We start from the raw sequence: 13,999 nt of genomic DNA on the forward strand, positions 1-13,999 counted from the left end.
CGATTTTCTACAGTATATCGCCTTAGTTTTAGTCTAGCCCATCCTTGCCCGTAAAGATGCTTGCAATGGCACATAATGTTCAACTTGATGGATATTATCTGAAAATTTTAGCGTTTTATCAAAAAGGAATTCATCGGAAGGAAAATGGGAGAGATAAAAAAACAGCGCTCAGTGAGCGCTGTTCTGTCTATTACTCAACGTCAAACGGATCACGCAGGATCATCGTTTCTGAACGGTCTGGACCAGTTGAAATAATATCAACAGGAATGCCCGTCAGTTCTTCAATGCGTTGGATGTAAGCTAAAGCGGCCTTTGGTAATGACTCTCTTTTTCTAACACCGAAAGTCGTTTCGCTCCAGCCTGGCATGCTTTCGTAAACTGGCTCTAAGCCTTCCCACTCATCAGCGGCTAAAGGTGTTGTTTCTAACACTTTGCCATCTGGACGACGGTAGCCAACACAGATTTTCACTTCTTCTAAACCGTCTAAAACGTCCAGTTTAGTTAAGCAGAAACCTGACAGAGAGTTAATTTGCACAGCACGGTTGATAGCCACGATGTCTAACCAACCAGTACGACGTTTACGACCTGTGGTTGCACCGAACTCTTGACCTTTCTCACGCAGGAATTCACCCGTTTCATCAAACAGCTCAGTTGGGAATGGACCCGCACCAACACGTGTTGAGTAAGCTTTGATGATCCCCAGAACGTAGTTCACATAACGTGGACCTAAGCCCGAGCCTGTTGCAACACCACCCGCTGTTGTGTTTGAAGAAGTTACATACGGATAAGTACCGTGGTCAATATCCAGCAGCGTACCTTGTGCACCTTCAAACATCACTAATTCATTCTTCTGATGCGCTTTGTAGAGCAAATCAGAAACATCAATTACCATGCTAGTCAGAAGGTCAGCAACTGACATGACGTAATCTAACGTTTTTTGGTAATCAACCGCAGGCTCTTTGTAGTAGTGAACCAGTTGGAAGTTATGGTATTCGATGATTTCTTTTAATTTTTCAGCGAAAGTTGCTTTATCGAATAAGTCACCAACACGCAGACCGCGACGTGCAACTTTATCTTCGTATGCAGGACCGATGCCACGACCAGTTGTACCGATAGCTTTTGCTCCACGCGCTTTTTCACGCGCATTGTCTAATGCGATGTGATAAGGCAGGATCAGTGGGCATGCTTCAGAGATACGTAAACGCTCACGAACAGGAACACCGCGATCTTCCAGTTCTTTCATCTCTTTCATTAAAGCATCAGGCGCAAGAACAACACCATTAGCAATGATGCTGATGACATTTTCACGAAGAATACCGGATGGAATTAAGTGGAGAACGGTTTTTTCACCGTTTACAACAAGAGTATGGCCAGCATTATGGCCGCCCTGATAGCGAACTACATATTTAGCTCGTTCTGTCAGCAAGTCAACGATCTTGCCCTTCCCTTCGTCACCCCATTGGGTGCCCAGTACGACAACGTTCTTACCCATTTCGAAATACACTCGGTTGCTTAAAAATGAATTCTACCATCAAAAATGAACTGTTCCAGTGATATTTTGGCATTACAAAAATTTTTTTCTAGAAAGCAAGTAAAATGGTAGTTTTATTTCTGTCGTAGACTCAAAGTGAATTTTCCCAACCTGAGCAGCTCAAATTTTCCCTGAAAAATCCATCACTTAAAACGACAGGCGAAAAAAAGCCCACCGAAGCGGGCTTTTCTTTATTAGATTAACAGTAATTTAAGCTCGTTGCACGTAACTTAATCTGTTTATCATTTAATCCGTTGAACGCAGCTTAGTTGGCGCCTTCATAAAACGGAAGAAATCAGTGTCTGGGCTAAGCACCATCACATCATCACCGTTCTTGAAGCTCTGCTCATAAGCACGCAGGCTACGAATAAAGGCATAAAACTCTGGGTCTTGGTTGAATGCATCAGCAAACAGTTTCGTTGCCATTGCATCACCTTCACCTCGCAGGGTCAGCGCTGTACGCTCTGATTCTGCCAGTGTTTCTGTTACTGTCTTATCCGCTACCGCACGAATTTTAGTTGCTTCTTCTTGACCTTGTGAACGATGCTGACGCGCTACCGCTTCACGCTCTGCACGCATACGTGCATAGATGGCTTCAGAAACTTCATTTGGTAATTCAATACGTTTGATACGCACGTCAACCACTTCGATACCTAACGCCGCCATACTGTTTGCGTTAACAACCAGTGGCTTCAAGTTAGTTTCTTTTTCAACGCGAGCCGCCGCATCTGCAATTGCAGCATCAGCGTCTTTGGTTGCTTCGTCAGTTGCTGTACCTTTGTTCAGTGCATCGCGAACATCAACGGTTAAACGACCACGAGAGTCAGTGATGATGTCTTTAACGCTTAAACGACCAAACTCAGAACGTAAACGGTCACTGAACTTACGTTTTAACAGGGTTTCTGCTTGGAATGGGTTACCGCCGCCAGTCGCTACATAGTAACGGCTGAAATCAGTAACACGCCATTTCAGGTATGAATCCACCATTAAGTCTTTGTTTTCGCTAGTCAGGTAACGGTCAGCTTGAATTTCTAACGTTTGAATACGTGCATCTAGCATTTTTACAGTTTCAATAAATGGAACTTTGAAATGCAGACCTGGTTCATAAACGATGGGTTTATTCTCAGAATCACGTAAAACCTTACCAAAGCGTAATACAATACCGCGCTCAGTTTGAGGAACAATAAAGATTGATGCGTAGGCAACGGCTAAAACAGCGATCACTACAAAAATAAATGACTTACGCATGATTATTGTCTCCCAACTCTAACTGCATCACCACGCACAGAATTGTTTGGCTGCGCAGGTGCTGAACTCGTAGAAGATGAATTGTTCGTTGAGTTCGTCATTCTTGCTGACTGATTCACTTTTGGCGCCGCAGGCGTATTGCCCGTCGCACCACGCATGATTTGATCCAACGGCAGGACTAACATGCTGTTGCTCTTATCATTAGCAATTACTTTACGTGTATTTGCTAATACGCGTTCCATCGTTTCGATGTATAAACGCTCGCGGGTAATTTCTGGTGCAGCACGATATTCAGGTAGCATTTTCGCAAAGCTTGCGACCTCACCCTCTGCTTTGAAGACGACGCTCGCCTTGTAAGCTTCAGCTTCTTCGATCATACGTTGCGCGTTACCTTTCGCGAGAGGCAGAACTTCATTTCGGTAAGCGTGCGCTTCACGAATTGTTTTTTGTTCTTCTTCCCTTGCGGAGATTACATCATCAAACGCCGCTTTAACATCTTCTGGCGGACGAGCCGCTTGGAAGTTGACGTCCAGCAGGGTAATACCCATTTTGTATGGTGCAATCGTAGCTTCTAGCTCTTTCTGCGTAACATCACGGATAAAGGCTCGATTCGTAGTCAATACTTGCTCCATAGCAGATTGACCAATAACGCCACGCACCGCACTATCCAGCGCTTGACGCAGGCTATTATCAGGATTAGTTACGCTGAACAGGTATTGAGCAGGATCAGTAACACGATACTGGACGTTCATTTCAACGCGGATAACGTTTTCATCTGATGTCAGCATCATACCGTTAGTCGCTTGCTCGCGAACAGTTTCAACGTTCACAGGAATGACTTGATCGATAAACGTTGGTTTCCAGTTCAGACCAGGTCCGACAACACCACTATATTCACCAAAACGTAATACTACGCCACGGTCACTTTCTTTAATGGTATAGAAGCCTGAGCCAGCCCATACTACGACAACCGCAGCAAGTGCTAACATACCTAGACGACCGCTCAGCTGTGATGGCTGTTTGTTGTTACCTTCACCGCCGCCGCCTTTATTACCGCCGCCGCCAAGCTTGCTGCCTATTTTACGAAAGAGATCGTCGAGATCATAAGCCCCAGGTTTCCGACCACCTTTGTTCCCGCCAGAGTTGCTGCCTTTATTGCCGCTTCCCCACGGATCGCGGTCTTGTCCGTCATTACCGGGCTGATTCCACGCCATGTTTTAGCTCCATTCTTTATGATTGATTTTTAGGGCTAAGAGCGATATTTCTCATCATTCATTTCACCCATGGGCGTCTTGAATCAAGTCGAGGATATTGGGCTCTTAATATCAATTCCATTGCCTAACTGTGTTGCGGTTAATTCAGTCAACTAACTGTTTTAACATCATTTTTAAACAACATAGTTAGGTAATTGTTGCTCCTGCTTACATAAACGTCGCCAATCCACCATTGGCATACGCACCTCAAGTCCAATAGTGCCGTCTTCTTCTTGCCATTCACGTTCGATGGATTGAAGTTGATAAAAACGACTCCGTAAGCGACCTTCATTCGGCGGTAAACGCAATTCAAAATGTGCGATCTCACCTGAAAGGCATTCCGTTAATGCTTGAAGCAACAAAGGGATACCTTCACCTGTTTGCGCTGAAACCCAGACACGAACCGGCTTGTTATCCTCATCTCTGTCAATACGCGGGACAAAATCGCCGAGCATATCAACTTTGTTCATCACTAAAAGTGTTGGGATTTCATTTGCTTCGATTTCTTCCAGCACACTGTCAACCGCTTGGATATTTTCATCCAGTCGGACATCAACTGCATCAATCACATGGAGTAGTAAAGTGGCTTCACGTGTTTCTTGCAGAGTTGCTTTAAATGCAGCAACTAGATCATGTGGAAGGTGGCGAATAAAACCCACGGTGTCCGCTAAAACGACAGTTCCTACATCATCAACATCGATACGACGTAAAGTAGGATCTAACGTAGCAAACAGTTGGTCTGCTGCGTAAACATCTGCCGACGTCATCCGATTAAATAAACTGGATTTTCCGGCGTTGGTATAGCCCACCAAGGAAACAGTTGGAATATCTGCTTTGCTTCTTGATTGGCGACCTTGCTCACGCTGTTTTTCGACTCGTCCGAGACGAGATAAAATCTGTTTGATTTTATCTCTGAGTAATCGGCGGTCAGTTTCAAGCTGAGTTTCGCCGGGACCACGTAAACCAATCCCGCCTTTTTGTCGCTCAAGGTGCGTCCATCCTCTCACTAAGCGAGTGGATAAATGCCGTAATTGAGCTAATTCAACTTGAAGTTTACCTTCATGCGTACGCGCACGTTGTGCAAATATATCTAAAATTACCCCTGTACGATCAACGACCTTACATTGGCAAACCCGTTCGAGATTACGTTCTTGAGCAGGGCTAAGCGTGTGGTTAAATAGCACCACATCCGCACAACTAGCTTCGACGGCTTCAGCGATTTCTTCAGCTTTCCCTTCCCCAACGAAAAATTTTGGGTGGGGAGCCTTACGGCTGCCAGTTACTATTTGTACAGGTTTAACGCCAGCAGACGTCACTAAAGACTCAAATTCTGCTAAATTATCAATGTCTTTTTCTTGATCAAAAAAGACATGAACCAGTACAGCTAGTTCACCGCCTTCATACCTATCAAACAAGGTGTAACCTCTTAGGCTAAACAATAATTGCAAAGGAAAAACACAGGTATAGTCTCCCTACCCATGCTTTCCTTGTTTTTAGCGTACAGTCTTACTCAGCTGATTCGCCATCTTGCCCAGCAGAAGCACCACCGTGGTAGTTGCCATTGCCAGCGCCAGCAGTACCAGTACCGCTATGATGAGAAACAGGGCGTGCTGGAACCACAGTAGAGATAGCGTGTTTATAAACCATCTGGCTAACTGTGTTTTTCAGCAAAATAACAAATTGGTCAAAAGATTCGATTTGACCCTGCAATTTAATACCATTAACTAAATAAATAGAGACCGGAACCCTTTCACGACGTAATGCGTTCAGGAACGGATCTTGCAAAGATTGCCCCTTAGCCATTCTATGTTTTCCTTATTTTGTTGTTTTTTAAATGAGAATCTTACGATTCCTAAAAATTACTACTCAAAAATTACGCTTAACGCTTTAATTGTACACAAAGAATAGCCCTATGCACTAATAACCTGTATAACGGTGTCAAGCGCTTGCTGAGGTTGTTCACTATCTAACCGATGAACATTGTCCCAGCTTCTCAACCAAGTGATCTGCCGTTTAGCCAATTGGCGCGTCGCGCAAATCCCTCGATAAACCATTTCATCATAATCTATTTCACCATCGAGATAAGACCACATTTGCCGATAACCTACACAACGAATGGAAGGTAAATCAACATGAAGATCACCTCGTTGGTATAGCGCTTTAACTTCGTCTTCAAACCCTGCTTCTAGCATTAAACGAAAACGACGTTCGATACGCTCATGTAAAATTTTACGATCTTGTGGCTCAATAGCAAACTGAAACACATTATAAGGCAATTCTGTGCCTGCTGTTTGAGTCATTTCAGTCAAAGTTTGTCCCGAAATGAGATATACCTCTAAAGCTCGGGATAATCTTTGTGGATCATTAGGATGAATACGTGCCGCAGAGACGGGATCGACCTCAGCCAAACGACGATGAACCTCACCCCAACCTTGTTCTTGCGCTATCTTCTCAATTGCCTCACGAACTTCTGGAGAGGCTGATGGCAGCGGTGATAACCCTTCTAATAAGGCTTTAAAATAAAGCATAGTGCCGCCGACCAGTAATGGAATCTTACCTTGAGACGAAATTTCATCCATTACATTTAATGCGTCACGACGAAAATCAGCCGCAGAATAAGGCTGAGATGGATCGAGGATATCTATCAAATGATGCGGGGCTTGGCTAAGCTCTTCTTGAGTAGGCTTCGCGGTACCAATATCCATTCCTCGATAAATCAATGCCGAATCGACACTAATAATCTCCACAGGCAAATGCTTGCGTAATTCGATGGCCAATGCCGTTTTGCCCGAAGCCGTTGGCCCCATTAAGAAGATGGCATTTGGTTTTTGTTGAGTTACTAAATCACTCATTTGTCAGTGTAGCTACCACGGGTTGTAAATTAATTAATTGTAATAATGTTGGCGGTGGATTTGTAACCCACTGCGGACAGATCCGCTCAACATCAGCCAGTAATTGAACTGCTTGCGCCAAACTCCAACTTTCTTCGTTTTTTGCCTGAGAAATCGCATTTGCTAGCCATTTCGCGATATTTTCATTCGAGACACTCTCTTTTGCTGACAAAAATACGATTAAATCAGAAAAAAGCTGCGATAAATTTTGCGTTCTTAACGGTAACGATACCGTATGAATTGTTACTTTTCCATGAAATATCGAGGCATCGATACCAAATAGTGTCAATTGTTCCTTATAACGTTGCAAAACCTCTATTTCGTCACTTTTTAGTGACAATTTTAAGGGAATTAGCAACGGTTGAGGTTTTAATCCACCATTTTCTGGCGTTAATTGAGCCAGCTTGAGTAAGTAATTCGCTTCATTCAAGGATAACAGGATTATCCCTAATGAAGACTCAATTAATGCAAAGTTTTTTGCGTAAATTGTCAATACTTTACCGAATTGGTAGTTATCCGCACTTTTCGCTACAGATTGGCTGTCTACAACATTGACACTCAACGGCTTTCTTTCAGGGAATAATGGTTTTTTATCTTCAGGCGCAACGGGAATCGACATCAAACGTTGATATAGCTCTCCCGTTTTGCGTTCATAACTTGGCTCTGGGCGGCTGTAGTTTGGTTGTGAACGGTTATAGCTTGGTACTGGGCTGGATTTGTCTGCATTGCCTGAAGCAAAAGAGCGACTTTTGCCCATTACTGATTCACTTCGTGGTTCATCATAAGAAAGTGAAGGCTCTTTAGCATGAATCCGTTGAGATCCTTGCGGTTTATCTATTTCTGGTGAAGCAGGAGATGCAAAGTAGTTATCTCCTGCAGATGCACGGTTTTCAACTTCATTGGATACTGGCTCTATTCCAGGAAGTTCATTTTCCGTCAGCGCATTAAGCAATACAGTACGTACCGCTTGATAAATGAAATCATGCACTAATCTGGCTTGATGAAAACGCACCTCATGTTTAGCGGGATGAACGTTCACATCCACTTGCTTTGGATCGATGGTCAAATACAGCACATAAGCAGGTTGTTGATTCTCATCCAAATAACCTTCATAAGCTTGACGGATCGCATGGTTGATCAGCTTATCGCGCATCATACGACCATTCACATAGCAATACTGAATATCACTGACTCCGCTAGACGTCGTTGATGGTGTAACCACCCAGCCTTTGATTCCTAAATCACTGTGCTCCCATGAAAGCGCTAACGCGCCTTGCATAAAGCCCGTTCCACAGATTGTGCCTAAACGGCGCTCTTGCTGGTTGGCATCTTGCGCTGCACGATACTGCTTAACTAACTTGCCATTGTGCGACAAATTAATCGCTACATCAGGGCGGGAAAGTGCAATTCGACGCACGATTTCATCAATATGCCCAAACTCGGTTTTTTCTGTGCGCATAAATTTGCGACGCGCTGGCGTATTGTAAAAAAGATCCAGCACTTCGACTGTAGTGCCATTTGGATGGGCTGCGGGTTTTACGGTCACCTGCATGTCACGACCTTCTGCATACGATTGCCATGCCTCAGTTTGCTCTGCAGGTTTGGAGGTTAATGTCAGGCGGGAAACAGAGCTAATACTGGCAAGGGCTTCCCCACGGAACCCCATGCTCATGATAGCTTCAAGGTCATCTAATGTCGCAATTTTACTGGTGGCATGGCGCGCTAAAGCGAGGATCAACTCATCTTTGTTGATCCCACAGCCATTATCTCGAATACGGATCAGCTTTTCCCCTCCTCGCTCAATCTCGATATCGATACGAGTTGCCCCTGAATCAAGACTATTTTCGACTAACTCTTTAACCACGGAGGCGGGTCTCTCGACCACTTCACCCGCCGCTATTTGGTTCGCTAATTGAGGAGAAAGGATCTGGATTGCCATAACCTAATTCACTTATTTTGGCGCTGCTTGCAGCGGATTCGCTAAAAAGTACTGACGTAACCCTTGGTGAATACCATCAGCCACTTTTTCTTGATAATCATTGGACTTCAATAGCTGCTCTTCGGATGTATTACTGATAAACCCAGTTTCCACTAAAATGGATGGAATATCGGGAGAACGTAGTACGCCAAGGCTCGCATGTTCTGGCGTTTTCTTATGAATATTACCAATTTTTCTGAGCTGCTGAATGACATGAACGGCAACATCGTAACCCACACGTTGTGAGTGCCCAAACTGTAAATCCAATACCGCTTGGCTTAAATACGGATCTGCACCACTAAGTGCGTCACCCGCCCCACCAAGAAGTTCAGATTGTTTTTCACGTTGCTCCAACCAACTACCTAATTCACTGTTTGCTCGGCGATTAGATAGTACCCAAACGGATGCCCCACGAGCGCTACTGTTTGGTGCTGAATCAGCATGAATAGAAACCAGCATGTTGGCGCCTTTCTTACGAGCAACGTCTGAACGACCGCTGACGGAAATAAAATAGTCTCCGTCCCTTGTCATTACAGGCTTAAACATCGGATCTGCATCCAGTTTTTGATACAATTTACGCGCCACACTTAGTGTCACGTCTTTTTCTTTATAACCGTTTTTACCAATCGCACCTGGGTCTTTTCCACCATGACCCGCATCAATCGCAATCACCACCTGCTTAGTGCCTTTTGGCAAGGTTTTGGTTGGTGTTGCAGGGGTTGATGGCGTGGTCGATGACGCCGCCGCTGGCGCATTCATTTTTAATGGTTTTTCTTGCACGGGCTGAACGGGCTGCGAATTACGTGTAGATGGCGTTGCCGTCGGCTGAGCAGGCATCACAGTATTATTATATGAATTTGATGTCTGTCCTTTACCTGTTGATACAGTAAAGACAACTTGGTATTGACCTGATATCTGCTGAACAACCGCTTTAGTTTTTGCCGCTTGAGAAAGCTCAAGGACGATACGTTTGTGCTGGCTATCAGGTGCTTGGCTAGCGCGAACTTGCTTCACCAAGTCCCCTTTCGGTAGCTTAAGTGGTAAGCCAATAATTTCACCACGTTGCTGAACATCAATCACTAAGCGTTCTGGTGAGTGCAACGGGAAGTAGGAATAATCAGGCTTTCCATCAACAAATGTTAATGTCACTTGCGCCTGTGAAGGGCTATTACTAACTTGAATATTAGAGAGAGATGCAGCTTTGGCGGTTGATGTCACCAGAGCCAGAGCAAACATCATCAATAATAAGAAAAGAGAAAAAATACCCTTGGTAGTTATTCTGTTCATCGATGCATTCATCATGAGCTATATGTTCCTTAGAATACCGTTAACGCTTCCAATAACGACTCTCCGGTTGTCGAAAAAGCGACAACCCGAGCCTGACGCCCTTCATCTTGATAGGTTAAATGGATCTCCAGATCCGCTTCAGGTAAGAAGCCTTTACCCTGCTGTGGCCATTCCACTAAACAAACTGAGTTGTCTGAAAAATAGTCGCGGATCCCCATAAACTCAAGTTCTTCAGGATCGGCTAAGCGATACAGATCAAAGTGAAAAACGTGTCTATCCGCTAATTCATAAGGCTCAACGAGTGTATAGGTTGGGCTTTTTACATGGCCTTGATGGCCCAATGCTTGTAAAAATCCACGACTAAATGTGGTTTTTCCTGCACCTAAATCGCCATACAGGTTAATAACTGCGCCTTGTTTACAGGCCATAGCGATCGTGCGCCCAAGCGCGACTGTTTGCTCTTCATTAGCAAGTTGTACTGTGCGTTCTTTCATAGTTAGCGAAGCCAATTATAATGATAAAATTCATTCAATATTGATATTAACGCCTATTTTAACTCAAGCAGATCTATTTGTGTTATTTAACATTGTTGGAACATCGAGATCGGACATTTCCGAGCAAGATCGTGCCAACGCGATCCGTAGATTTTGAGAAATCCAATGATCGTGTTAGAGTGCCTGCGAATCCACTTTTACCTAGATATTTCCCATGTCCACACGCCTCGATCTCGACCTTCTTGCCCAAAATATTAAACAATGGGGCATCGATGCTGGCTTTCAACAAGTCGGTATTTGCGATACGGATCTTACCCTTGAAGAACCCAAGCTCCAAGCATGGTTGGATAAACAATATCATGGAGAAATGGAGTGGATGAAGCGCCACGGCATGATGCGGGCGAGACCCCATGAATTACACCCCGGCACACTGCGCGTCATTAGTGTTCGAATGAACTACCTTCCTGCTAAGGCCGCTTTTGCTAGCACGCTAAACAATCCAGAACTAGGCTATGTCAGCCGCTACGCTCTTGGCCGCGATTATCATAAGCTATTAAAAAAACGCTTAAAAGTGCTTAGTGATCGGATCCTCGAGTATTGCAGTCAATTTGAATGCTCCGATGATTTGAATTTTCGCCCTTTTGTTGACTCTGCACCTATTCTAGAACGCCCGCTTGCTGTCAAAGCGGGTTTAGGCTGGACGGGTAAGCACTCACTGGTGCTTAACCAACATTCAGGCTCATGGTTTTTCCTTGGCGAATTGCTTGTCAATCTTCCTCTACCCGTTGATCAACCCGTTGAAGAGCAGTGCGGGCGCTGCGTTGCTTGTATGACAACTTGCCCAACGGGTGCAATTGTCGAGCCTTATACTGTTGATGCAAGGCGCTGTATTTCCTATCTAACCATTGAACTCGATAGTGCGATCCCCGAAGAGTTTCGCCCTCTAATGGGTAATCGGATTTATGGCTGTGATGACTGCCAACTTATCTGCCCGTGGAATCGCTTTTCTCAGTTGACGGATGAAGAGGATTTTAGCCCTAGAGCCGCATTGCATACGCCGGAGCTATTGGATCTTTTTTCATGGGACGAAGAGAAATTTCTCCGTATTACGGAAGGATCGGCGATTCGCCGTATCGGCTATATAAAATGGCTACGTAATATCAGCGTTGCTTTGGGTAATGCGCCCTATCAAGATAATATTATTCTCGCATTACAGAGTCGTCTTGGGATCAACCCTATGTTAGACGAGCACTTCCAATGGTCGATTGGACAACAACTCAAGCGTCGAGAAGAAAACCAAGTCACAATTCAAACTTCGCAACAAAAACGTCTTGTTCGGGCAATTACTAAAGGTTTACCCCGAGACGCCTAAAAAAAGTCCAGCCTTATATCCTAATCTATCAATTGTCAAACTGATGTGAATAAAATAAAAAAGTGCTTACCCGACAATAGGTAAAGGATTTGCAAGTTGTGCTAAGCACATTTTGAAGAAATAGTTTTTCACTTTAATTTCAATGAATTAAAAATAAAATTAATAATATTCATTTTGTGATAATCAAAAATTAACCAATAACTAACCTGTGGATAACTCTGTGCAGCAAAGTATTTCTGCCTAGGATAAAACGAACCTAGCCCTACTCAGGTTGTGGATAACTTTCTCATGGAGAGAAGTAATAAAAAAACGCTGAATTTTAGTTAACTAACTAAAGTAAAGTTATCAAAAAGCCAGGTTAATAAGATATTTTAACTGAACCGGTGAAAATAGGATTTTTTACCTTTTACTCGAACGTTCGCCATTTTAGCTGAAGTTCTTATAGGATGCCCTATTGCTAAGGGGTGGCTATTCTATGGCTCCCCGTCTATTAATGCAAGCAAAAAACTCACTTGGATCCTAAAAAGATCATAAATAATAAAAGGATCGTGGGCAAGGAAGGTAAAAGCTGCTTTTGTGTAAATAATGAACGCTAAAAGGCGAATAAGTATTAACGCGTAAGTACAAAACTAGCGTTTAATAGAATGTTTATTAGGGGGTAATACAGAAAGAAAAACAAAAAAAAATTGAGAGGTAAAAATTTGGAGCGGGAAACGAGACTCGAACTCGCGACCCCGACCTTGGCAAGGTCGTGCTCTACCAACTGAGCTATTCCCGCATTTGGTGGGTACTGCTTTTGCTAAAAACTATTATAACTAAAGCACTAAGAAAGTTTGGAGCGGGAAACGAGACTCGAACTCGCGACCCCGACCTTGGCAAGGTCGTGCTCTACCAACTGAGCTATTCCCGCATTCCGAAAATAGTGCTCTAGCTAAAACATCAAGAAAATTTGGAGCGGGAAACGAGACTCGAACTCGCGACCCCGACCTTGGCAAGGTCGTGCTCTACCAACTGAGCTATTCCCGCATAACCAATTCTTGGTGCCTTAATCGTGCCAATAAAATCACAAAAACTTCATCGGTACGGGGAGCGCATTATACGAGAAATTAAGATACTAGCAAGCGTTTGAACTCAAATTTTTTATTTTTTTGTTCGTTTGATGATAAAACAATCATAGTGATGATTTTGTCGTCGCCGTTTGTTAAATAAGCATTTCAAGGTGTTAAGTTTGTTAACCTTAGCGCCTTTTTATGATGAATTGACCCAATCCTCTAATCTTAAACCATCAACCCTTTCAAACTCGCGAGTATTATTTGTAACGACGATAAGCCCTTTGCTTCTAGCGTGAGCCGCTATGTGTAGATCATTTTCCCCGATTTTTTTACCTTGTTTTTCGAGATTTGCTCGAATATCACCGTAATGACAAGCGGCCGCTTCATCATAAGGCAACACGCAAAGCCGAGAAACGAAATCATTAACAACAGCTAAATTTCGTTCTGGATTCATGCTTTTTTCTGCACCAAAAACCAGCTCTGCTAACGTAATTGTTGAAATTGCCAATTGGTCAGCATGCTGGTTAAACTTTGGTAATAATGCTGCAGGTCGTCGTTTGATGGTGAAAATAACAATATTAGTATCAAGCAAGTATTTAATCATCGAAAGATTCTCTTGGGGTAGGAACTTGCTCTGCTCTCGAAACTAAAAAATCATCCGTGGCCGAAGTTTCCGTTAAAAAGAAGCTATCCCACGTATTTTGCAGTGGTGTAATAATACGCTCTTTACCTTTCATTCTAACGGTGACTTCTTTCACATCATCAGGAAACCGTAACTCTGCGGGTAAACGAACATTTTGAGTCCGATTACTCATAAAAACCTTACTGTGTAGGATCATGATGATTCCTCCTAAATAGTGCCATATAGCTTGAGTATATAGCACCATTAGGAT

Annotated in this window: 12 protein-coding genes and 3 tRNA genes; 1 reads left to right on the plus strand and 14 read right to left on the minus strand. The window is 43.6% G+C overall.

Annotated elements, in window-relative coordinates:
* Positions 1-190: 190 nt before the first annotated feature.
* The 9 genes from ACIH2S_RS18055 to tsaE all read right to left on the minus strand — a co-directional run bounded on the left by ACIH2S_RS18055 (position 191) and on the right by tsaE (position 10,682).
* Entirely contained in the window at positions 191-1,492 is a 1,302-nt protein-coding gene (locus tag ACIH2S_RS18055; RefSeq protein ID WP_108478808.1) for an adenylosuccinate synthase, read from the minus strand.
* Positions 1,493-1,777: 285 nt separating this feature from the next.
* Positions 1,778-2,779, minus strand: a complete 1,002-nt coding sequence (hflC, locus tag ACIH2S_RS18060) for a protease modulator HflC (RefSeq protein WP_036948944.1) — start codon at positions 2,777-2,779, stop codon at positions 1,778-1,780.
* A 2-nt stretch (positions 2,780-2,781) separates the two neighbouring features.
* Positions 2,782-3,993 carry an FtsH protease activity modulator HflK gene (hflK, locus tag ACIH2S_RS18065; RefSeq protein ID WP_036948941.1) on the minus strand — a complete coding sequence of 404 codons (1,212 nt, stop codon included), beginning with the start codon at positions 3,991-3,993 and terminating at the stop codon, positions 2,782-2,784.
* 173 nt (positions 3,994-4,166) lie between these two features.
* Entirely contained in the window at positions 4,167-5,447 is a 1,281-nt protein-coding gene (hflX, locus tag ACIH2S_RS18070) for a ribosome rescue GTPase HflX (protein WP_430247826.1), read from the minus strand.
* Positions 5,448-5,538: 91 nt separating this feature from the next.
* Positions 5,539-5,835 (minus strand): RNA chaperone Hfq, encoded by a 297-nt coding sequence (gene hfq / locus ACIH2S_RS18075; protein WP_006662385.1) that lies wholly within the window; start codon positions 5,833-5,835, stop codon positions 5,539-5,541.
* Positions 5,836-5,942: 107 nt separating this feature from the next.
* Positions 5,943-6,884, minus strand: coding sequence for a tRNA (adenosine(37)-N6)-dimethylallyltransferase MiaA (miaA, locus tag ACIH2S_RS18080; protein WP_036948935.1), 942 nt, complete (start codon positions 6,882-6,884; stop codon positions 5,943-5,945).
* Positions 6,877-8,862: a DNA mismatch repair endonuclease MutL gene (gene mutL, locus ACIH2S_RS18085; protein WP_430247827.1), complete on the minus strand. Its 1,986-nt coding sequence runs from the start codon at positions 8,860-8,862 to the stop codon at positions 6,877-6,879. Before mutL ends, miaA begins: the two co-directional genes overlap by 8 nt.
* 12 nt (positions 8,863-8,874) lie before the next feature.
* Positions 8,875-10,203: an N-acetylmuramoyl-L-alanine amidase AmiB gene (amiB, locus tag ACIH2S_RS18090; RefSeq protein WP_108478805.1), complete on the minus strand. Its 1,329-nt coding sequence runs from the start codon at positions 10,201-10,203 to the stop codon at positions 8,875-8,877.
* A gap of 14 nt (positions 10,204-10,217) precedes the next feature.
* Positions 10,218-10,682 (minus strand): tRNA (adenosine(37)-N6)-threonylcarbamoyltransferase complex ATPase subunit type 1 TsaE, encoded by a 465-nt coding sequence (tsaE, locus tag ACIH2S_RS18095; RefSeq protein ID WP_036948926.1) that lies wholly within the window; start codon positions 10,680-10,682, stop codon positions 10,218-10,220.
* A gap of 214 nt (positions 10,683-10,896) precedes the next feature.
* Between tsaE and queG the strand changes: the two genes are divergently transcribed.
* Positions 10,897-12,054, plus strand: coding sequence for a tRNA epoxyqueuosine(34) reductase QueG (gene queG / locus ACIH2S_RS18100; RefSeq protein ID WP_108478804.1), 1,158 nt, complete (start codon positions 10,897-10,899; stop codon positions 12,052-12,054).
* Positions 12,055-12,756: 702 nt separating this feature from the next.
* On the opposite strand, the gene ACIH2S_RS18105 is transcribed toward queG, so the two are convergent.
* The 5 genes from ACIH2S_RS18105 to vapB all read right to left on the minus strand — a co-directional run bounded on the left by ACIH2S_RS18105 (position 12,757) and on the right by vapB (position 13,945).
* Positions 12,757-12,832 (minus strand) — tRNA-Gly (locus tag ACIH2S_RS18105).
* 56 nt (positions 12,833-12,888) lie between these two features.
* Positions 12,889-12,964: transfer RNA gene (locus ACIH2S_RS18110), tRNA-Gly, on the minus strand.
* 40 nt (positions 12,965-13,004) lie between these two features.
* A tRNA-Gly gene (locus tag ACIH2S_RS18115) sits at positions 13,005-13,080 on the minus strand.
* Positions 13,081-13,302: 222 nt separating this feature from the next.
* A complete protein-coding gene (gene vapC / locus ACIH2S_RS18120; protein ID WP_036948921.1) occupies positions 13,303-13,710 on the minus strand; it encodes a type II toxin-antitoxin system tRNA(fMet)-specific endonuclease VapC in 408 nt (135 codons plus the stop codon).
* Positions 13,703-13,945, minus strand: coding sequence for a type II toxin-antitoxin system VapB family antitoxin (vapB, locus tag ACIH2S_RS18125; RefSeq protein ID WP_036948919.1), 243 nt, complete (start codon positions 13,943-13,945; stop codon positions 13,703-13,705). Before vapB ends, vapC begins: the two co-directional genes overlap by 8 nt.
* Positions 13,946-13,999 lie beyond the last annotated feature (54 nt).

It is taken from the genome of Providencia lanzhouensis, assembly GCF_050469745.1.
GTDB classification, from domain to species: domain Bacteria; phylum Pseudomonadota; class Gammaproteobacteria; order Enterobacterales; family Enterobacteriaceae; genus Providencia; species Providencia lanzhouensis.